Annotated in this window: 18 protein-coding genes and 1 tRNA gene; 12 read left to right on the top strand and 7 right to left on the bottom strand. The window is 65.8% G+C overall.

Going from position 1 to position 19,907, the window contains the following annotated elements:
* Positions 1-176: 176 nt before the first annotated feature.
* Complete coding sequence (locus tag M2319_RS20955) at positions 177-2,456, bottom strand: glycosyltransferase (RefSeq protein ID WP_264603422.1); 2,280 nt, start codon at positions 2,454-2,456, stop codon at positions 177-179.
* A 376-nt stretch (positions 2,457-2,832) separates the two neighbouring features.
* On the opposite strand from M2319_RS20955, the gene M2319_RS20950 reads away from it, so the two are divergent.
* Together M2319_RS20950 and M2319_RS20945 are read left to right on the top strand one after the other, a co-directional pair.
* The gene (locus M2319_RS20950) at positions 2,833-3,747 is read left to right on the top strand and encodes an NAD-dependent epimerase/dehydratase family protein (RefSeq protein ID WP_264603421.1); all 915 of its coding nucleotides are present in this window, start codon (positions 2,833-2,835) and stop codon (positions 3,745-3,747) included.
* A gap of 134 nt (positions 3,748-3,881) precedes the next feature.
* Positions 3,882-6,293, top strand: coding sequence for a glycosyltransferase (locus M2319_RS20945; protein ID WP_264603420.1), 2,412 nt, complete (start codon positions 3,882-3,884; stop codon positions 6,291-6,293).
* A gap of 314 nt (positions 6,294-6,607) precedes the next feature.
* Here M2319_RS20945 and M2319_RS20940 read toward each other — a convergent pair whose 3' ends face one another.
* Complete coding sequence (locus M2319_RS20940; RefSeq protein WP_264603419.1) at positions 6,608-7,033, bottom strand: GFA family protein; 426 nt, start codon at positions 7,031-7,033, stop codon at positions 6,608-6,610.
* A 29-nt stretch (positions 7,034-7,062) separates the two neighbouring features.
* Positions 7,063-7,704, bottom strand: a complete 642-nt coding sequence (locus M2319_RS20935; protein WP_264603418.1) for a carbonic anhydrase — start codon at positions 7,702-7,704, stop codon at positions 7,063-7,065.
* 133 nt (positions 7,705-7,837) lie between these two features.
* Here M2319_RS20935 and M2319_RS20930 point away from each other — a divergent pair, with 133 nt between their 5' ends.
* Both M2319_RS20930 and M2319_RS20925 read left to right on the top strand, forming a co-directional pair.
* Positions 7,838-8,875 (top strand): TraB/GumN family protein, encoded by a 1,038-nt coding sequence (locus M2319_RS20930; protein ID WP_264603417.1) that lies wholly within the window; start codon positions 7,838-7,840, stop codon positions 8,873-8,875.
* Positions 8,876-8,988: 113 nt separating this feature from the next.
* Positions 8,989-10,041 (top strand): MaoC family dehydratase, encoded by a 1,053-nt coding sequence (locus M2319_RS20925; RefSeq protein ID WP_264603416.1) that lies wholly within the window; start codon positions 8,989-8,991, stop codon positions 10,039-10,041.
* Positions 10,042-10,379: 338 nt separating this feature from the next.
* On the opposite strand, the gene M2319_RS20920 is transcribed toward M2319_RS20925, so the two are convergent.
* Positions 10,380-10,943, bottom strand: coding sequence for a carboxymuconolactone decarboxylase family protein (locus tag M2319_RS20920; RefSeq protein WP_264603415.1), 564 nt, complete (start codon positions 10,941-10,943; stop codon positions 10,380-10,382).
* A 164-nt stretch (positions 10,944-11,107) separates the two neighbouring features.
* Here M2319_RS20920 and M2319_RS20915 point away from each other — a divergent pair, with 164 nt between their 5' ends.
* From M2319_RS20915 to M2319_RS20905, 3 genes are all read left to right on the top strand, one after another.
* Positions 11,108-11,734: a TetR/AcrR family transcriptional regulator gene (locus tag M2319_RS20915; protein WP_264603414.1), complete on the top strand. Its 627-nt coding sequence runs from the start codon at positions 11,108-11,110 to the stop codon at positions 11,732-11,734.
* A 331-nt stretch (positions 11,735-12,065) separates the two neighbouring features.
* Positions 12,066-12,467: an SRPBCC family protein gene (locus M2319_RS20910; protein ID WP_264603413.1), complete on the top strand. Its 402-nt coding sequence runs from the start codon at positions 12,066-12,068 to the stop codon at positions 12,465-12,467.
* Complete coding sequence (locus M2319_RS20905) at positions 12,464-13,321, top strand: RNA polymerase sigma factor (protein WP_264603412.1); 858 nt, start codon at positions 12,464-12,466, stop codon at positions 13,319-13,321. The genes M2319_RS20910 and M2319_RS20905 overlap by 4 nt, the downstream gene beginning before the upstream one ends.
* A gap of 210 nt (positions 13,322-13,531) precedes the next feature.
* Here M2319_RS20905 and M2319_RS20900 read toward each other — a convergent pair whose 3' ends face one another.
* From M2319_RS20900 to M2319_RS20890, 3 genes are all read right to left on the bottom strand, one after another.
* On the bottom strand, positions 13,532-14,713 hold the full coding sequence (locus M2319_RS20900; protein WP_264603411.1) for a hypothetical protein: 1,182 nt from the start codon (positions 14,711-14,713) through the stop codon (positions 13,532-13,534).
* Positions 14,714-14,925: 212 nt separating this feature from the next.
* Positions 14,926-15,000 (bottom strand) — tRNA-Gly (locus tag M2319_RS20895).
* Between the two features lie 285 nt (positions 15,001-15,285).
* The gene (locus M2319_RS20890; protein WP_264603410.1) at positions 15,286-15,987 is read right to left on the bottom strand and encodes an outer membrane protein; all 702 of its coding nucleotides are present in this window, start codon (positions 15,985-15,987) and stop codon (positions 15,286-15,288) included.
* A 239-nt stretch (positions 15,988-16,226) separates the two neighbouring features.
* Here M2319_RS20890 and M2319_RS20885 point away from each other — a divergent pair, with 239 nt between their 5' ends.
* The 5 genes from M2319_RS20885 (at position 16,227) to M2319_RS20865 (ending at position 19,638) form a co-directional block, all read left to right on the top strand.
* On the top strand, positions 16,227-16,760 hold the full coding sequence (locus M2319_RS20885; RefSeq protein ID WP_264603409.1) for a prolyl-tRNA synthetase associated domain-containing protein: 534 nt from the start codon (positions 16,227-16,229) through the stop codon (positions 16,758-16,760).
* Between the two features lie 102 nt (positions 16,761-16,862).
* Entirely contained in the window at positions 16,863-17,789 is a 927-nt protein-coding gene (gene trxA / locus M2319_RS20880; RefSeq protein WP_264603408.1) for a thioredoxin, read from the top strand.
* 97 nt (positions 17,790-17,886) lie between these two features.
* Positions 17,887-18,567, top strand: a complete 681-nt coding sequence (locus tag M2319_RS20875; protein ID WP_264603407.1) for an LON peptidase substrate-binding domain-containing protein — start codon at positions 17,887-17,889, stop codon at positions 18,565-18,567.
* A 38-nt stretch (positions 18,568-18,605) separates the two neighbouring features.
* On the top strand, positions 18,606-18,809 hold the full coding sequence (locus M2319_RS20870; RefSeq protein ID WP_264603406.1) for a Trm112 family protein: 204 nt from the start codon (positions 18,606-18,608) through the stop codon (positions 18,807-18,809).
* A gap of 442 nt (positions 18,810-19,251) precedes the next feature.
* Positions 19,252-19,638, top strand: a complete 387-nt coding sequence (locus tag M2319_RS20865) for a DUF302 domain-containing protein (protein ID WP_264603476.1) — start codon at positions 19,252-19,254, stop codon at positions 19,636-19,638.
* Positions 19,639-19,907: the final 269 nt, after the last annotated feature.

The following is a 19,907-nucleotide window of genomic DNA, read 5'->3' as shown; positions in this document are numbered from 1 at the left end:
CGCGTCAAAACAATAAGTTAGAGCGTTTCGGGCGATTCCGTAATCGCATGAAACGCTCTAAGGCGATCCCGCCGCAAGGCATGATCGAGCGTTTTTCAGGGCGCCGGGCTCAAGGGTCCGGCGCCTTTCGTTTTTTGAGAGATGCGGTCGGAGGCGATCCGGACCGGTCGGCCCGGTTATCTGAAGAGCTTCTTGACCTGCTTCAGCACCGACGGCGATTTCTTCCTGCCGGACGCCCGTGCGGTGCCTTCCAGTTCGTCGATCCGCCGTTGCAGCTCGCGATTTTCGGCCTGAAGCGCGGTCGTCTTGTTCTCCAGGCCGACGGCGTAGAGGACGAAGTTGCGGAGCGCCAGCGGCAGCGCATTGATATAGGGCCGCAGCACGCGGTACTGGCCGGCCGAGACGCTGTAGTTCATCGCCTTCATGCCGGCACCCGGCTTCGGCCGGCGGTACCAGTAGAGCGTCTCCGGCACCACCTCCAGCTTGAAGCCGTTGATGATGGCGCGCGAGAAGAACTCCTGATCGTCGCGGCCGATGCGGTAGTCCTCGGTGAAGCCGCCGATCCTGTCGAACGAGCTCTTGCGCACGAACGAGTTGCTGTCGCCGAAGCAGTTGACGAAGGCGCCGACGGTCAGGCTCGACCCGATCGGCGTAATGCGCGAGACCGCGTTTTCCTTCGACGGCAGGCCGTCGCCCGCGAACATGTCGGAAAAGCACGTGAAGATATCGGCATCGGACCGCTCGGCGACGTGCACGAAGGTCTCGATCTCGTTCGCCATGGCGAGGTTGTCGTCGTCCATGAACAACAGGTACTCGCCGTGGGCATGGCGCGCCGCGGTGTTGCGCGAGGCGCCGAGATAGGCGTTTTCCTGCACCACGACCTGCCAGCCGCGGGCCGCAAAATCCTTCTTCAGGTCGTCCAGGAAGGCAACGGTTTTGGCCGATGTGCTGCCGTCGTCGACGAGAACGACCTCGACGTTCTTGTAGGTCTGCGCTTCGATGGAGCGGATCGCGTCGCGCACCATCTCCGGCCGCTCGTAATGGGCAAGGCAGACGGTGACCAGCGGCTCGCGCGGCTCGGCCGGCTCCTCGGGGAACCGGCTGAGCGCCTGAATGGCGCCCGGTTTCGTCAGCGAGGCGTGCCAGTTGGCCCAGGTCCGGTTGTTCTCGCTGTTGTCGAAGGACGGCCGGGCGACCAGCGCGCCGCCGGTCAGCGCCCGTTCGAGCTGGCGCTTCAGCGACGCCGGATGGGCCTGGAACAGGATGTCGTCGTGGTCGTCCTCGTGGATCAGCTCGGCGTTGCCGCCGCGGTCGCTGGCAAGGAAATTGATCTGGTAGATCAGGCACTCATAGATGGCGAAGGACGAGTTTTCCAGGAGCGAGGGGATCACCGCGATGCGCCCGGGCTGGCGCAGATAGTGCACGGCCATCGGCTGGTCGTAGCCGGTGATGGTCTCGACCTCGAAGGGCCAGCGCTCCTTGCGCTCGCCGATATGGGTTTCCGCGTCGAACACCTTGGCGAACTTGCCGAGGAATGTGACCTTTTTCGGCAGCGGGCCGCCGGCCTTGACCAGCCGGTCGATCGCCTCGCAGAAGATGTGGATGCCCTTGCGCGGCTCCAGGCGGCCGAAGAAGACAATCTCGTCGATAGGCCGGCGCTGGCCCTGCTCGTCGCTGTCGGGAACCGCTTCTTCCAGCGTCGAGGTCAGCATGATGTTGGGCTGCACCCGGCAGCGCGGCCGGTCGAGATTGTAGCCGCTGTCGAGCATCCAGCGCAGCATGTGCAGGCTGCCGCTGACGACGATGTCGGCAAGCTCGACGCTGCGCCGTTCCATGTAGGAAAGGATCAGGTCGCGCTTTTCGTCGGGAAGCACGTTGCCGCCGATCTTGTTCCACATCGTCGGCGAGGAGCATTTGACGACGAAGGTCGTGTCCTTGAAGGCAAGGCCGAGATTCTTGGCGAGCAGCGAATAGTAGCCGACGCCGCGCCATTCGGAGACGTGGACGACGTCGAAGTCCTTGTCCTTCAGCCACTCATAGGTGAGCCGGGAGATCCGCGAGGTGGCGCCGACCGGGCCGCGCGAGGAGCGCAGCTCCGGCTGCGGCATCGGCACGAAATTGATGCCGCGCTCCCTGTAGAAGTCGACCCAGTCCTCGATGGCGCCGTTCTCGCAATGCTGGCCGAGGCCGTAGAGGATGGTGACCTCGTGGCCGCAGGAGACGAGGAAGTCGGCGACATAGCGGTAGGCCGTGCCGATGCCGCCATTGCGGACGGGACCGACCACGTCGATGGTGGCGATGCAGACCTTCAGCGGCCGGTCCGGCGTGACGGTGCCCTCGAAGGTCGGCAGGCCGGGGAAGGTTGCCGTGTCGGCATCGGCGTGCCGCGGTTCGATCAGGTCGATCGCATCGAGTGCCGTCTGCGGCTCGCCGCCTGCCTCGGTCGTGTCGGTCATGTCGTCGTTTCGCTTTTCATCGGCGCGCGTGTCCATCGCTGGCCATCGACCTCGTTCTCGGGGTTTTCTTCAGGGACCTTCGCTTCCGCAATCCCAGGCAGGCGAAACGAAGCATGACGCCGAGGCGGCGCGGTCGCGGCGCCCTGCGGCGTCGAATGCCGGTCCGGACAACTGAAACTGCGGTTCCTTTAGCAAAAACCTGCGGCAGAACCAAGCACGCGCGCGGCTTGACAGACGCCGCCAAAGGCCGCAATCAGTGCCGGCCGAAACAGTCGTTTCGCAATTGCCGGCGCGCCCGCCGATATCCGGCCGGCCGGCCGACCTTCGGACCCCTCGCTCGAAGCTGCCGCGCGCCATCCTGAACAGAGGAACATCCATGCACGTGCTCATCACCGGCGGCGCCGGCTTCGTCGGGACCAATCTGACGGCCCATCTCAACCGGCTCGGCGGACACCAGGTCCGGGTGCTCGACAACGAAACCCTCGGCAAGCGCGAACACCTCGCCGATCTCGACGTGGATTTCATCCATGGCGACATCCGCGACCGCGAGGCCGTGTCGGAAGCGCTCGACGGCGTCGACGCCGTCGTCCATCTCGCCGCCGACACCCGGGTCATGGATTCCATCGAGGACCCGCGCAAGAACTTCGAGAACAACGTCATCGGCACCTTCAACGTGCTGGAGGCGATGCGCGCGCGCGGCATCAACCGCTTCGTCGGCGCCTCCACGGGCGGCGCAATCCTCGGCGAAGTGCCGCCGCCGGTGCATGAGGAGATGGTGCCGCATCCGGCCTCGCCCTATGGCGCCTCCAAGCTGGCCGTGGAAGGCTACTGCTCGGCGTTCAGCGCCAGCTACGGCTTGCGCTCGATCTCGCTGCGCTTTTCCAACGTCTACGGGCCGCGGTCCTTCCACAAGGGCTCGGTCGTCGCCCATTTCTTCAAGCAGATCATGGCCGGCAAGCCGCTCGTCGTCTATGGCGACGGCAGCCAGGTGCGCGACTACGTCTATGTGGAGAACCTCGCCGACGGCATCGTCGCGGCGCTGACCTGCGACTTCGACGGCGCCATCCAGATGGGTACCGGCAAGCCGACGACGCTGAACGAGCTCATCGCGGCGATGCGCGAGGTCGTCGCGCCGAAGACCTTCGAGGTCGAATACCGGGATTTCCGCGCCGGCGAGATCCACTCCACCTATTGCGACATCTCCCGGGCCCGCGACGTGCTCGGCTTCAGCCCGCGCATGGACCTGAAGGAAGGCCTTGCCGCGACCTGGGCCTGGTTCCAGTCGCGCTAGACCCATTGCCCGCCCGCCGTGCTTGCCTTTTGCCGCGATAAGCGGCTATGCCGGGGGCGAAAAACCGCGCGCCAGGCGGCCCCGGCAGGCATTTGCCGGGGCGCCGGCAACGATCTCGCGGTTCCGGATCGGACATGAGTAAACCAGCGCCGATGGACACCACAGCAAGCCCGGACGGGCCGAAACCGGATGCCGCCGATCCCTCGGCATCTCCGGCCGATGACGGCGCCGTTTCGGCGTCGGGACAGCCGGCGTTTCGCCTGAAGACCTACCTCGACGACGTTCCCTCCGTGCCGTTCGACGGCGATCCGGCGTTCTGGGAGCCGGTCGCCAGCCACATGCCGCGGCACGCCAATCCCTGGTATCCGTTCTCCTCGCTCGGCGATCTCGTTGCCGGGCGCAACGATCCGGAACGCGCGCTCGATATCTGCATCGTCACCCCGGACCTCTTCGGCCCGGTGCGCAACGGCGGCATCGGCACGGCCTACTGGCACCTCGCCCGGTTCCTGGTCTCCCACGGCCACAAGGTGACGATCCTCTTTACCCTCGGCCGGGTTTCGGAAGACAGGACCTTCGACCACTGGGTCAAGGTCTACCGCAAGGAGCACGACGTCGAGCTGGTGGCGCTGCCGGAGTCCGATCCGCCGGCCGCGGCCGGGCGGCTCTCCCAGGTGCTGGAGCGCTCGCGGCGGACCTATGAGTGGCTGAAGGAACAGTCCTTCGACATCGTCCACACCACGGAATTCGGCGGCAAATGCTACTACGCGCTGCTCGCCAAGCATCTGGGACTCGCCTTCGACAACACCCTCTTCGTCGTCAAGACGTCCTCTCCGATGCTGTGGAACGCCATCGGCAATGGCGACCGGCTGACCGATCCGCAGCAGCTGATCCGGGCGAGCTGCGAGCGGCGCAGCGTGGAACTCGCCGACATCGTCGTCAGCCCGAGCCGGCACATGCTGCGCTGGATGATGCGCTACGGCTACAATCTGCCGAAGGAGCGCTGCTTCGTCGAGCCGAACCCGATGCTGACGAAGGTGGCCGCCCATCCGGACGATCCGCCGATGACGATGGCGGTAAAGGAGCTCGTCTTCTTCGGCCGGCTGGAACGGCGCAAGGGCCTGCACATCTTCACGCGCGCGGTCTCCGCGCTCGGCGACGCGGCAAAGGGCCTGAAGATCACCTTCCTCGGCAAGCCCTCGGCCCGGTTCGAATCGCGCGCCTTCATCGCCGAGGAAAGCCGCGACTGGCCCTGCGAGATCGAGGTCATCACCGAAAAGTCGAGTGCCGAGGCGCTGGATTACCTCCGCGAGCCCGGCCGGCTTGCCGTCATCCCCTCGCTGATCGACAACGCGCCCTTCACGGTGTTCGAGTGCATCTACGAGCGCATCGCCATGATCACCGCCGACCGCGGCGGCGGCCCGGAGATGATCCTGCCGGAAGACCGGCCGCATGTGATCTTCGAGCCGATCCCGAGCGTGCTCGCCGCGCTCCTGAAGCGCGCGATCACCGAGGGCGCGGTCATTGCCCGGCCGATCCTCGACAATGCGGAAAACCTGGAGATCTGGCGCCGGGCGCACCTCGCCTTCGGCGCCCCGGACGTGGTCGAGCGGTTCACCTCCCACGTGCCGGCGCAAACGCTGCCTGAGGCGGAGGAGGGTGCGCCGCTCGTCACCGTCTGCATGGCCCACCACAACCGGCCGGCGCTCCTGCGCCGAGCCCTGGAATCCCTGGAACGCCAGACCTTCACCGATTTCGAAGTGGTCGTCGTCGACGACGGCAGCGACGATCCGATGGCGATTTCCGAACTCACCGCCATCGAGGCCGAGATCGCCCCACGCGGCTGGCGCATCATCCGCCAGGAAAATCGCTATCTGGGCGCGGCCCGCAACACCGGCTGGCGCGCAGCACGCGGCCGCTACATCCTCTTCATGGACGACGACAACCTCGCCGTCCCGAACGAGATCGAGACCTTCCTGAAGGCAGCCGCCTCCGGCGCCGACGTGCTCACCTGCTTTTCCGACATCTTCGAGGGCGGCGAGGAGGTCACCCTCGACACTGTCGAGCCCTTGCGCCGGATCACGCCCCTCGGCGACGACCTCAGCGTCGGCCTCTTCCTCAACGGCTTCGGCGATTCCAACTGCTTCGCCCGGCGCGAGGTGCTGGAGGAACTCGGCGGCTTCACCGAGGACTACGGCGTCGGCAAGGACGACCAGGAATTCTTCGCCCGCGCGGTCCTGCGCGGCTTCCGGCTGAGGATGGTGCCGGAACCGCTGTTCTACTACCGGCTCTCGCCGGTCCGGCTCCGGCACAAGCATTTCGATTCCGACTCCGCCGACCTTCGCGTCATGAACGCCTATATGGATTCCATGCCGCTGACCCTCCACATGGCGCTGCGCTATGCGCAAGGGCTGAAGCTGGAAAACGAAAAGCTCCACGCCCGCGCCCACCGCTGGCGCCACCGCTACGAACAGACCATCGACGGCCGCTTCCTGAAGATCGCAAAGCCGATCTGGCGGGCGATGCGCAAGGTTCTGGGGCGCGGCTGAGGAGGCGGCAAGATGGTTACGCATCTTGCCGGTTCACCGCGTTTGCAGCCCGCAAACCACTGACTGCGGCCTGACATTAAAGGCCCTATGGATTGCCGCGTCGGCCTAGCGGCCTCCTCGCAATGACGTTGAAAATAATTAGGAATTTCAACTCGCCGTCATTGCGAGCGGAGCGAAGCAATCCAGAGCGGCCGCGCCTCAAGCACCGGTATACCGTGTGGATGGGGACAATGGCTCCCGGCTCTCCGCTGCGCTCCGGCCGGGATGACGAAAGCGTTCAGGCGCCGGCAAGGGACCTGCGAACCCCTCGCCGCCTACGCCGGCTCCTCGGGCCAGGTCTCCACGTGGTCGGGGATGACGACGCCCTCAAGCTTGCGCGACGTCCAGATGTGCTTGGCGCCCGAAAGGTCCGGCGGCACGTCGAGGGTGCCGCCCTTGACGCTGACGGCCTCGCCCGGTGCCAGGGTGCCGTGGAAGAGGCGCGTGCCGCAGTGCGGGCAGAAATGGCAGTCGAGGGTGCCGCCGATCGTCGCCTTTCGGGTCCAGACGGAGGGCGTGCCGGACAAGAGCCGCACATCGCCGCCGTCGACGATCACCGAGATACCGAAGGCGGACGCCGATTGCGCCCTGCACTCACCGCAGTGGCAGACATAGAGGTCGCGTGGCGGCGCGGTCAGCTCGTAACGCACATGGCCGCACTGGCAGCCGCCCGTCATTTTGTCGTGGTCAGCATCCGCCATGCTCAAATCGCTCTAGTCGCTGCGTCCGGTCAGAGCGCCGGCACGGCGGAGAAGACGCCCGTTTCCTTGTCGAGCACCCTCAGTTCGCCATTGGAGATGTCGAACCAGGCGCCGTGCAGGTGCAGGTTACCGCCGTCTTCCAGGCTCTTGATGTAGGGGAAGGTGCGCAAGTTGTCGATCGACTGGCGCACGCCCGCATATTCCATCGCCGTCTGCGGATCGAGGGCCGGCTCGTCGCGGCCCTCCAGCTTCTCCGCCGCGGGCTCCAGGAGCGTGATCCAGCGGCCGATGAAGTCGCCCGGCGACAGCGGCTCCGGATTGGTGTCGCGAAAGGCCGCGATGCCACCGCAGCGGCCGTGGCCGAGCACGACGATGTGCTGCACCTTCAGCGCCTGGACAGCGAATTCCAGCGCCGCCGAGGTGCCGTGATATTCGCCCGTCGGCTCGTAGGGCGGCACCAGATTGGCGACGTTGCGCACGACGAAGAGCTCGCCCGGCCGGGCATCGAAGATGGTCTCGGGCGCGGCCCGGGAATCGCAGCAGCCGATCACCATGACGCTCGGCTTCTGGCCCATCTCGGCAAGGCGGGCATAGCGGAACCGTTCGGCCGCCAGGCGGCCGGAGGAAAAGGCGCGATAGCCGTCGAGGAGCTCACTCGGGAAATTGGGCATGGGGCGTGACGCATCGGTTGAGAACGCTGGCGATTGACATAGCATGGCCGGGGGATTGGTCAATGCACGGGCCGTCCCCATATCGGGCGGCACGACCTTGCCGCCGCCGAGACAGCCAGGAGCCCGACGCAAGATGACCTTCCGCCTTCTTCCCGCCCTTGCCGGGCTTTTCTGCCTTGCGGCCGGCCTTGCCGCCGGTGGCCCCGCTCCGGCCCGCGCCGAGGCGCCGGCGATGCCGATGCCCTGCGGCGGCAGCGACCTCCTTGCCGCCATGAAGACGGACGATCCGGCCGCCTATCGCGCGCTGCTGCGCGAGGCGGCGACAATGAAAAACGGCAAGGGCGTGTTCTGGCGCATCGAGGCAAAGGACGGGGATACCCCGCCCTCCTTCCTCCTCGGCACGATCCATTTCGCCGACCCGCGAGTGCACGACTTCTCGCCCGGACTTCTCGCCGCGCTCGGCAAGGCAAGAACCGTTGCGGTGGAATCCGTCGAGGCGCTGGAGGGTCCGATGGGCGACGCCGGGCCGGAGGCCGCCAGGATGATCGAGTTGCCGGAGGGACAGACGCTCAAGGACGTGCTTCCGCCGGAGCTGACAGCGGAGTTGCGCCTGGCCCTCGGCAGCCGGCTGATGGCGTTCGAGGCGGTGGAGCGCATGAAGCCCTGGATGCTGATGCAGCTCCTGTCCTATCCGCCCTGCGAGATCGCCGCCCTCATCATGAAGCGGCCGATCGTCGACCAGGACGTCGCCGAACGGGCGAAGGCGGCCGGCACGCCGCTGATCGGCCTTGAGAGCCTGAAGGAGCAGTTCGCCTCCCTCGATTCCGTTCCCATGGACGCGCAGATCGAGATGCTGCGCGGCAGCGCGGCGATGACGGAAAAGATCGGTGACATCCACGCCACCTTCATCGAGCTCTACCGCCGGGGCGACATCGGCATGGTCGAGGCGGTCGGGCGCACCGTCATGGGCGACGACATCGACATGGACGCCTACCGGGTGTTCATGGACAAGCTCGTCGACGAACGCAATCGGCGCATGCGCGACCGCGCCCTGCCGGAGCTTGAAAAGGGCGGCCTCTTCATCGCCGTCGGCGCCCTGCACCTTCCCGGCGAGAACGGCCTCATCACGCTCTTGCGCGAAGCCGGCTACACCGTGACGCGCATCGAGTAGTGCCGTCCCGCGCTATCCTCATTCCGTCCACCCCTTTCGAAGGGGATGACCGGTCCGGCAAAAGCCGCTATCTCCGGTCAAAGCCTTTTCGGGCAGGGACGGGGAGAGAAACGATGACCAAGACCAACCCGGGCAACTATTTCGAGGATTTCCAGATCGGCCAGGTGATCCGGCACGCGACGCCGCGCACCATCGCCGCCGGCGACCAGGCGCTCTATACCGCGCTCTACGGCACCCGCTTCGCCGTCCAGTCGTCGGACGCCTTTGCCCGCGACCTCAACTACGCCCACGCGCCGATCGACGACCTCCTCGTCTTCCACGTGGTCTTCGGCAAGACCGTGCCGGACATCTCGCTGAACGCCGTCGCCAATCTCGGCTATGCCGGCTGCCGGTTCCTGGCGCCGGTCTATCCCCGCGACACGCTGTCCGCCGTCTCCGAGGTCGTCGGCCTGAAGGAGAACTCCAACGGCAAGACGGGCGTCGTCTATGTGCGCTCCACCGGCTACAAGTCCGACGGCACAGAGGTCCTCGACTATGTGCGCTGGGTCATGGTCCGCAAGCGCGATGCCGGCGTCCCGGCGCCCGATCCGGTGATCCCCGAACTGCCGAAGGCGCTCGCCGCGGACGCGCTCGGCGATGCCGTGCCGCTCCTCGATATCGAGGCCTGGGACGACGACCTTTCCGGCAGTCCTCACCATTTCGAGGCCTATGAGGTCGGCGAGAAGATCGACCATGTGGACGGCATGACCGTGGAGGAGGCCGAGCACCAGCTCGCCACCCGCCTCTACCAGAACACCGCCAAGGTCCATTTCAACCAGTACAGCGAGGGCAAGGGCCGCTTCGGCAAGCGCCTCATCTATGGCGGCCACGTCATTTCGCTCGCCCGCGCGCTCTCCTTCAACGGCCTCGGCAACGCCTTCCACATCGCCGCCATCAATGCCGGCCGGCACGTCGCCCCGCTGTTCGCCGGCGACACGGTATTCGCCTGGTCCGAAGTGCTCGACACGGCAACTCTGCCCGGCCGCGAGGACGTCGGCGCCTTGAGGCTGCGCACCGTAGCGACCAAGGACCGGCCGTGCACCGACTTCCCGCTGAAGGATTCTGAAGGCAACTACGTCGAGGGCGTCATCCTCGACCTCGATTATTGGGCGCTGATTCCGCGGTAGGGAACCCGCATGAAGGACGGTCATAACCGGTTTGTGACGCTGGGTATAACGCCAAGCCTGCCGGGACTTCAGCCATTCTGCAAAGCCCCACGATCAACCGTCCTGCCGGTCGGCATATCTGATCCGACAGCCGTTCATGCTGTCCGAGTTGCCGTCGTCGGCAGGGTGCAGTCGCGGCGGCTGCCTGTTCTCGACCGACCGGCAAGCGCTTTTCGAGCCGAACAGTCCGGGCAGCGCCTTGATCGCGAAGCCGGTCGGGAGCGTCGCCCGCGTCCTCAACGGCCTGCGGCGCTTGCGGGAAATGGCGGCCCGGATGCAGTTCCGGGCCGCCAGGCCGGTCAGGCGGCTTTGTCGGCGGGCGACCAGGCGAACTTCCGGAAGGGCCTGTCTACCGGCGTCTTGGCAACGTGGTTGGTGTAGTTCGACATGACCTTCTGGGCGTAGCCCAGGATCACCTCGAGAACCTGGCGCTTGGTAAAACCTGCGGCGAAGAAGGCCTCAAAGTCGGAATCCGACAGGTTGCCGTGCTGATGCATGACCTTGAGCGTGAAGGTACGCAACGCCTCGAGGCGCGCGTTGGGCAATGGCGTCTTGTTGCGCAACGCGTCCGTGATCGTGTCGTCGACAGCCATGGATTTGGCGATGCCGGTATGCGCAGGGACGCAATAATGGCATTCGTTTTCAACGTTGACGGTCTGCCAGACGACCGTCTGCTCATCCTTGTCGAAGCTCGTCTCCTGGAACAGCTTGTGGGCAAGCTGGTAGGTCTCAAGCAGCGCCGGGGCTTCTGCCATGACCGCATGCAGGCCGGGAATCATGCCGAAGAGGGCCTGAGACTTGGTCAGGAGCGGCTTGGACGCGTCGGGAGCGCTGTCCATGTCGTGCAGGGTGAAATCGGTCATTTTCGGTTTCCTTTTTGGATGTGGCCCAGGGCCGGTGAAGCAGTGCACCCTTGACCAGTTTGAGTGATCGCTCAATACTAAATTTGAGTGATCACTCAATAGTGAGGGCCGTCGGTGGCCGGGCCGTGCAAGACAATTCCGATGCGATGGGGTATTTTCGAGCAATGAAACGGGCCAAGGCATATGACCGCGAGAAGGCGCTGGACGCGGCGCTCGAACTGTTCTGGCTGAAGGGGTATCACGCCACGTCGCTGAAGGATCTTGAAGGGACGCTGGGCATGAAGCCCGGCAGCATCTATGCCGCCTTCAAGAGCAAGGAGGCGCTCTATCTGGCGAGCCTCGAGCGCTATGCCCGTCGCTTTCGGGACACGATGCGGCAGCAGGTCGCCGAGGCAAACTCGCCGCTTGCGGCGCTGGCCGACCTGCTGCGCGCCTTCGCTCGGCCCGCGGGAGGCGATGGCGCCGGACGGGCGTGCATGCTGCTCAAGACCCTTCTCGACGCTACCGCCGACGATGCCGCCATCGCCGCCAGTGCGCGACGTTATCTCGACGACATGAAAGCCGAGATCGCCGGGTTTTTCACCCGGGCCCGGGACCGCGGCGAGTTGCCCCCGGATGCCGACGTCAGGCATCTGGCGCTACGTTATCAGGCGGACCTGATGGCGCTGAGGATTGAAGCCCACCGTGGGACCGACCCAGGCGATCTGGCCGCGCTGGCGGAGAGCATGGCGCAGGACATCGAGCGCCTGAGGACGCGCGATCCCGCCTTGGCCGCCTCCAGGGCCTGTTGAGAAACAGGCCCCAATCCACAAATGTAGACATGCATCCGGCCGAATCCTTCGTCCCCCGCGAAGGGACAAGCGCTTGACAGGCGTCCTGCGGCAAGGAGGACCGGGCGGCATTGGCATCGGCACATTCGAGAACCATTGCCGTGGCCGGCGGCCCGGTACCGGCAACCGGGTCTGCTCCAGGACACGTTTCTTCCGGTCCGGAATGGGCCTCCAGGAGTCCTTCGCTGCGCCCCGGAAAAAAGTTGAAAAATCCTGTCACGGTTCTTCTTACTCCTGCCTCCTTACTATCTGCAGACCGATTCAACGGCTGCCGATCAAACAGGAGAGACCGATGAAGACCTTCGACGTTCAATCCGTGTCCATCGACAAACCGGCTGCCGCCGTGTTCGACTTTGTCGCGACGCCGGCCAATCTGCCGAAATGGACCAATGCCTTCCGCCGCGCCGATACCGAAAGCGCCGATCTGGTGACGCCGAACGGTGTCGCGCCCATCGGGCTGAAAACCGTCGCCGACCGGGACAGCGGCACGGTTGACTGGCACATGACCTTTCCCGACGGATCCGAGGGCACGGCGTTTTCGCGCGTCACCCCCAACGGCGCAGCGGGCGCGATCTATTCCTTCGTCCTGATGGCGCCGCCCGTGCCTCTCGAAATGCTGGAGGGCGCGCTAGATGACCAGATACGGATTCTGGCGCGGGAACTGGTCGCCTTGAAAGGGCAGTTGGAGGGATGATCCACCTCAATCCCGAAACGGTACTGGCGGCGCGGGAGGGAGACCGCGCCGCCCTGGAAGAGATCGTGCGTGCCGCCGAGCGTCCCGTCTACAATCTGGCGCTGCGCATGCTGGCGAACCCCGCGGATGCCGAAGACGCGAGCCAGGAGATCCTGATCAAGATCGTCACCCATCTGGGCAGCCTGCGTGAGGTCGAAGCCGCCGGCGGCTGGGCCCTGCGGGTGGCCTGCCGGCATCTCGTGCATGAGCGCCGCCGCGGCCGGGTCGAGGCGATGCGCCTGACGTTCGACGCCTTCGCCGAGGATCTGGCCGATGGCGCTGCGCCGGCGCACGAAAGCGGCCTGAGCGGGGCAGAGCTCTCGCTGGCGATCAAGGAGGTCAAGATCGGTTGTACGCTGGCCATGCTGGTCTGCCTCGGCCGCGATCTGCGGATCGCCTATGTCCTGGGGGATGTGTTCGAGCTGACCGAAACCGAGGCGGCCGCCGTGCTGGAGATCGCGCCCGCGACCTATCGCCAGCGCCTGAAACGGGCCCGCGACAGGGTAACCGCCTTTGTCGCCCGGACCTGCGGCATCGCCAACGACAAAGCGGCATGTCGTTGCGATCGCCGGACAACCCCCGCGCTTGCCCAGGGCCGGATCACCCGCGGCAAGGCCGCATTCGGCGCCACGGTTCACGGGTCCGACGACATCCGGGATGTGCAGGACCAGATTCGAAGGCTGGACCAGGGCCGCCGCGCCGCGGCGCTCATGCGGTCGAACCCGGATTTCCCGTCAGAAATCGGAAAGCTGACCTTGCAGGTGCTGGACCGGATGCACGATGGGGACGCGATGACGGGGTTCGGTAAGACCTGAGGACGATCGGGTGCGCGGATACCCGGTTCCGCAAACCCCGGTTCGTTTTTATCCTCCCGCTAGGCCCACGGAATGGCCACAGAGAGTTACGCCTGTCCGGGATCGGCGCGGGACCAAATATCCAAGGAGCGTCATACCCGGTTTGCGGAACCGGGTATGACGCCGTCGTTGCCAGCACGTTGGGATCTCAGTGAGACCGAGCAGTCCGCGCTATCGGTCGCCGTACATGACCCGCCAGCCATCAAGACTGTCGGAATTGCCGTCATCGACGCGGTGCAGAAGCCGCACCGACTCCGGCGAGACCGACGCATAGGCGTCCTGGCCGACCTCGAAGTGCCAGCCATAGCCGCCGAAGATGCGCCAGTGGCTGGCGTCGTCGCGGGTGCCGTAGGGGCCGCATTCCCAGCCATAGGGGCCCTCGGCCGAGAGCCGCCTGACTTCGGCCGGCGGCAGGTCGAGATTGTAGCGCTGGCCGTCCTCGGCCATCTGCAGGGTGCAGTCGCGGCGGCGCTGCTTGTCCTCGATCGCCTGGCGCGCGAAGCGCTGGACCGACTTCTCCGGATCGGCGGCATCGACCGTGATGCCGGTGATCTTGACGTCGCCGGCGCTGGATTTCATTTCGAACCCGCGATTGTGGGCGGAGAAATCGAGCCGTGCCGTGCGGCCCTTGCACTCGGTCGCAAGGTACATCACCACCTCGTCGGCGCCGGCAAACGGCGTCTCGTTGACGACCCAGCGGCAGCCGGGCTCCAGTCTGTAGTCCTCGGGTGCGCGCATGGAAAGGAACGCCTCTCGCGCCTCCCCCGGGCAGAGACCGGTGACCGGCAGGGGCTTGTCGCCGCCCGGGCAGGCGCCGGCGGCGCGGCGCTTTGCGGGTGCTGCGGGCCGCTGTGCAGCCGGTGTAGCCCTGCCCTTGTTGGCGAAGCACTCTTCGACGGCGGAAAGCGCCGCCGCCGATCCGTCGAGCGGCCAGGACATCCGGCCGGCATTCAGCGTGGCGGACAGGCTGCGGCCGGCGCGGATACCGTCGATCACATGCGGGCGGACCCGGGCCGCGGCGCGCTTGCCGTTGCCGGAGCGGAACCGGAACGCATCCGACATGTCGTCGATGGTGAGGTTGCCGTCGAACTTGCCCGTGCGGCCGTCGCCGGGAACGGAAACGGTCCAGGCGCGGCCGCCAAAGGCGATGCGCAAAAAGCCGCTCCGGCCGCGGACGGCGGCCCGGCAACTGCGGAAGCTGCCGTCGCGGCTGACGGCGACGACCGTCCAGCCCTCGACCTTGGCATAGCGCTCCGTCTCAGCGACGGCGGTGCCGGCAAAGGCGCCGGAAAGGCTGATCGATATCGCGGCCGCCGCAAGGACGGCCCCAGAACGTGAAATCCCTTGCCCCATGGCAATTCCCCCTCGTTGAGATCTCTCCGGCACCGGTTTTGCCGGCCGAAGAACGACAATGTGCGGTAGCTATTGCCCACACCATCTTGAAAGCCAGATGAACGCGATCTGAACGTGGCGGAAAATGTCTCCAGCGGAACCCCAAAACGCAAAAACGGCCCCGAAAGGGACCGTCTTTGATGCCGAGGATTTTCCGATTGAAGGGGAAAATCTGGAGCGGGCGATGGGATTCGAACCCACGACCCCAACCTTGGCAAGGTTGTGCTCTACCCCTGAGCTACACCCGCTCGATCGCCGGCCGTTCCGCCGACGGGGCGCATGTATCGCCCAAATCGGTGAGCCGTGCAAGTCCTTTTTCTGGCCGCCCAAGCCCCGCCGGAAGGCGCAAAAAACGGGCGGCGATGTCCTCGCCGCCCGCGCGTTGCTCCCGGCCGCGTTTCCCCAAGCCTGTCGATCGATCGCATCCGAACCCGAGGGGTTCGCAAGGCCGGATGGCCGCCGGCCGGTCAGGCCGCCCCCGCGGAGGTCATCGGCGCAGCCGATTGACCGCGAGCGACAAGATCAACCCATCCTCAGTTGAACTTGTAGCTGAGGGCCGTGCGGATCAGATGGCCGCTATAGGTGTTGTCGATCTGCGGCAGGCCGCGGGCGACGTTGTAGCGTTCCTCGCTGAGGTCGACGTAGAGATACTCGCCGCGCAGCATGACGTTGTCGGTGATGGCGAATTCGGCGCCGGCACCGGCCGTCCAGCCGTAATGGATGTTGCTCTCGTGGCCCGGCGCCCGGCCGAGACTGTCGGGGCCGCGCTCCATGCGCATCTCCGCAATCGCCAGACCGCCGGTGGCGTAGATCAGGAAATCGTTGGAGACCGGCGCGCCGATGCGGCCGCGCAGGGTCGACAGCCACAGCATGTCGCTGGAATTCTTGGCACCGAAGACGTCGATGGTGTCGTGGTGCAGGCTGCTGAGGCCCATGTCCGCTTCCACGCCGAGCATGAAACCGTCCATGTAGTGGTCATAGCCGGCCTGCACGCCGACGAGGGCGCCATAGCCCGAATAGGGCGGGTCCGGCAGCGTCACCACGGTGACGTCGTAGGTGCCGCGCATCAGGCCGGCATTGACGCCGACATAGAAGCCGGAGCGCAGGGCCGAGACGGGCGGCGCCGGCTGAAACACCGGCTCCGGCGGCGGCGGCGTGTAGAGATCGGCGGCTGTCGCCGGGGCGATGCCCGCGCCGGCGACGGCAAGGGCAAGAAAGACACTGCGATACGACATGGTGGACCTCAGTTGCGTGAAGTGCTCCACACCAGAAGGCGCAGATTAACCTTAAGGCGAAGTAAATGACCTGAGGTTGCGCACTGAATTTGCTCGCGCTCGGCGGTCAGGGGCTGGCAGCGCCGGAAAATGGACGACGCCCGGCTTTCCTTCGTCGCCAAACCGCGTTAGGCGTTGCGGCAGACCGATCCCGACCGGCCGGCCGTTCGCCCGCCGCCAGAAAATCCGCCGGAGCCGCCATGCCGGAACAGACACGAGCCACCCCCGACGATCTCTTTCAGTTCCTGTCAGGTGAGGGAATCGCGGTGACGACCGTGGAGCACCCGCCGCTCTTCACGGTGGAGGAATCCCGGCGCCTGCGCGGCGAGATCGCCGGCGGCCACAGCAAGAACCTGTTCCTGAAGGACAAGAAGGGCAACATCTTCCTCGTCGTCGCCCTGGAAGATGCCACCATCGACCTGAAGCAGATCCATGGCCTGATCGGCGCCAGCGGCCGGGTCAGCTTCGGCAAGGCCGAACTCCTCGTCGAGGTCCTCGGCGTCGAGCCGGGCGCCGTCACCCCCTTCGGCCTCTTCAACGACCGCACGACGCACCGCGTCCAGCCCGTGTTCGACGCACGGATGATGCAGGAAGAGGTCCTCAACTTCCATCCGCTGATCAATACCGCCACCACGACCATCGCGCGGGACGATCTGTTGAAATTCGCCCGCGCCTGCGGCCATGATCCCCGCGTCCTGGCGGTGTCGGAAGAATCCGTCGCCGCGGGTTTGTAATCGGCGGGCCGAGACTGCATTTTAGGGCGAACTAATATCCATCCACGTCCGCCGCGACGGCCATGCCCGCGCCGGCCGGACGATCCGCTGGGAGACAACGACATGAGCCACCCGGATTTCATCATCGGCGGCAACGGCACGTCCGGCGGCGCGGCCGCCGGCGGCGTCGCCAAGGACACCACCACCCAGACCTTCATGGCCGACGTCATCGAGGCTTCGGCCGAGGTGCCCGTGCTGGTCGATTTCTGGGCGCCCTGGTGCGGCCCCTGCAAGCAGCTCGCTCCGGCCCTTGAAAAGGTCGTCGCCGAGACGAAGGGCCGGGTGAAGCTGGTCAAGATGAACATCGACAACCACCCGGAAGTCGCCGGCCAGCTCGGCATCCAGTCGATCCCGGCGGTCATCGCCTTCAAGGACGGCAAGCCCCTCGACGGCTTCATGGGTGCGCTGCCGGAAAGCCAGATTCGCCAGTTCGTCGACAAGATCGCCGGCCCGGCCGAGGAAACCGGCATCGACCAGGCGCTGGAAGCGGCTGCCGCGGCCCGCGAGGACAAGGACTGGGGCGGCGCGGCCCAGCTCTACGCCGCCGTCCTTCAGGAAGAGTCCGACAACGTCGTCGCGCTCGCCGGCCTCTCCCAGTGCTATGCGGCCACCGGCGACCTGGAGCGCGCCCGCCAGACGCTCGCCATGGTGCCGGATTCCAAGGCCGGCGATCCGGCCGTCGCCTCCGCCCGCGCCGCCGTGGAGCTTGCTGAACAGGCCGAAAAGCTCGGCGATCCGAGCGAGCTGGAAGAGCGGCTGTCGAAGGACCCGGACGACCATCAGGCCCGCTTCGACCTAGCGCTCCTGCTCAACGCCCACAATGCCCGCAGCGCCGCGGTCGACCATCTGGTGCAGATTGTCCGCCGCGACCGGACCTGGAACGAGGAGGCCGCCCGCAAGCAGCTTCTGCAGTTTTTCGAGGCCTGGGGAGCGAAGGATCCCGCCTCGGCGGAAGGTCGCCGCAAGCTTTCCGCCGTTCTCTTCTCGTGACTTTTAAGAACGGCGAGCTAGTTTAGGAGTCCATGATCTAAAACGCCCGTGAATAGGGTCCGACCCCTTTGCGGCGTGGAGATGGAAAGGACTCTGGATGCTTGCTGGCAACGCGCGATATGACGGTCCCGGCGACCTGCCGACGGAAATCCCGATTTTTCCGTTGACCGGTGCGCTGCTCCTGCCGCGCGGACGGATGCCGCTCAACATTTTCGAGCCGCGCTACGTCCAGATGATCGACGACTGCCTTGCGGGATCCCGCGTCATCGGCATGGTCCAGCCCGACCTGACGCTGGACGACGCGACGGTCGATCCGGTTCCGGCGCTGTGCCAGATCGGCTGCGCCGGTCGGCTCGTCGCCTTTCAGGAAAGCGGCGACGGGCGCTATCTGGTGACGCTGACCGGCATCGTCCGCTTCGCCATCGATCGGGAGGTCGAGACGGACAAGCCCTACCGGATGTGTCGCATCAGCACCGAGCCGTTCATGTCGGACTATACGCCGCACCTCGGCGAGGACGCGGTCGACCGCAATGCCCTTCTCGACACCTTCCGGGCCTATCTCGACGCCAACAACCTCGACACCGACTGGGACAGCCTCGACAAGGCCTCCAACGAGGCGCTGGTCAACGCGTTGGCGATGATGAGCCCCTACGGACCGGCAGAAAAACAGGCGCTGCTGGAGGCGCCTGACCTCAAGAGCCGGGCCGAGACGCTGATCGCGATCACCGAGATCGACCTGGCCCGAAACGGCGATGACAACGTCTCGCGGCTGCAATAATCTTCGCCGCAAATTCGCGTTTCGATGAGGACATTTTCATGACCGAGGCTTCTCCGTCCGCACCTGCTCACAAGCTCGACCGCAAGCTCTTGGAAATCCTGGTCTGTCCGGTGACCAAGACGACGCTGGAATACGACGCCGAGCACCAGGAACTGATCAGCCGCGCCGCCAAGCTCGCCTACCCGATCCGCGACGGCATCCCGATCATGCTGCCGGAAGAGGCGCGGGAACTGGAAATCTAGGCTGAGGTTTTCGCGCCAACGCCCGGCCCACGTCGTTCGCAGCTCCGCGCGGGCCAGCGAACATCAGGGAATACTCGTCCGCGAGCGACCAACCGAAGCCGGAAGGCTTCGCAAGGCCGAACGGCCGACGCGCGACAGCGCGCCCCCGCGGAGGCCAGCGAACGTTAGTGAGCGCGCGGCCGTGAGCGAAATACCGAAGCCGAAAGGCTTCGCAAGGGCGAACGGCTGCTTGAGCGAATGTGAGGCCTCGCCGGAGGCCAGTGAGCGAAAGCGAACGCGCGGCCGCGAGACAGAACAGAACCCTTCGCGACAAAAACTCCCCCCTTCTTTTCAACACCTTCGTATATTCGCTTTTCCGAATTGACCGGCGCCCTAGCTCTGCCACTATGCCGCGCAACGATTGGATACGAACAAGGGAGAGGAAGACATGAGCACCGACACCATGAGCTACCACATCAGCCGCACGGTCACCGGCGACTTCGACGACGTCGTCGCCAGGACCCGCGAGGAGCTTTCCAAGGAAGGCTTCGGGGTGCTGACCGAGATCGACGTCAAGGCGACGCTGAAGAAGAAGCTCGACGCCGACTTCCGGCCGTACCTCATCCTCGGCGCCTGCAACCCGCCGCTTGCCCATCGCGCGCTTACCGCCGAGGACAAGCTCGGCGTCCTTTTGCCCTGCAACGTCGTCGTCCAGGACAAGGGCTCCGAGGGCATCGAGATTTCCGCCATGGACCCGGCTGCGGCCATGAGCATGATCGATTCCGCCGAAGTCGGCGAGGTCGCCCGCATCGTCCGCGACAAGATGGAAAAGGTCGTCAACGCGGTCTGACGGCAGTCGCGGCGGATTGCAGGGCGGGGCGCTTGCAAGTGGAACCGGGCGAAGAGTCTCGTCATCGCGAGGGTCCGAAGGACGGGGAGCGGCGCGTGACGCGAGCCTGGACAGGCCGACGCGGCGATCCTGAGCCGCTTGCTCCGAGCGTGCGGCCCCTGGATTGCCGCGCTCGCTTCGCTCACTCGCAATTGTGCGAGTTCAGATATTCGGTGATGGGATCGCGGAAAGGAGCGACCCATGCGCGACAACAGCTATGACCGGACGAT

Origin of the sequence: Rhodobium gokarnense (genome assembly GCF_025961475.1) — a bacterium.
Classification (GTDB): domain Bacteria; phylum Pseudomonadota; class Alphaproteobacteria; order Rhizobiales; family Rhodobiaceae; genus Rhodobium; species Rhodobium gokarnense.
The sequence above is the reverse complement of the archived record's forward strand: the minus strand, read 5'-3'. Positions and strand labels throughout refer to the sequence as shown.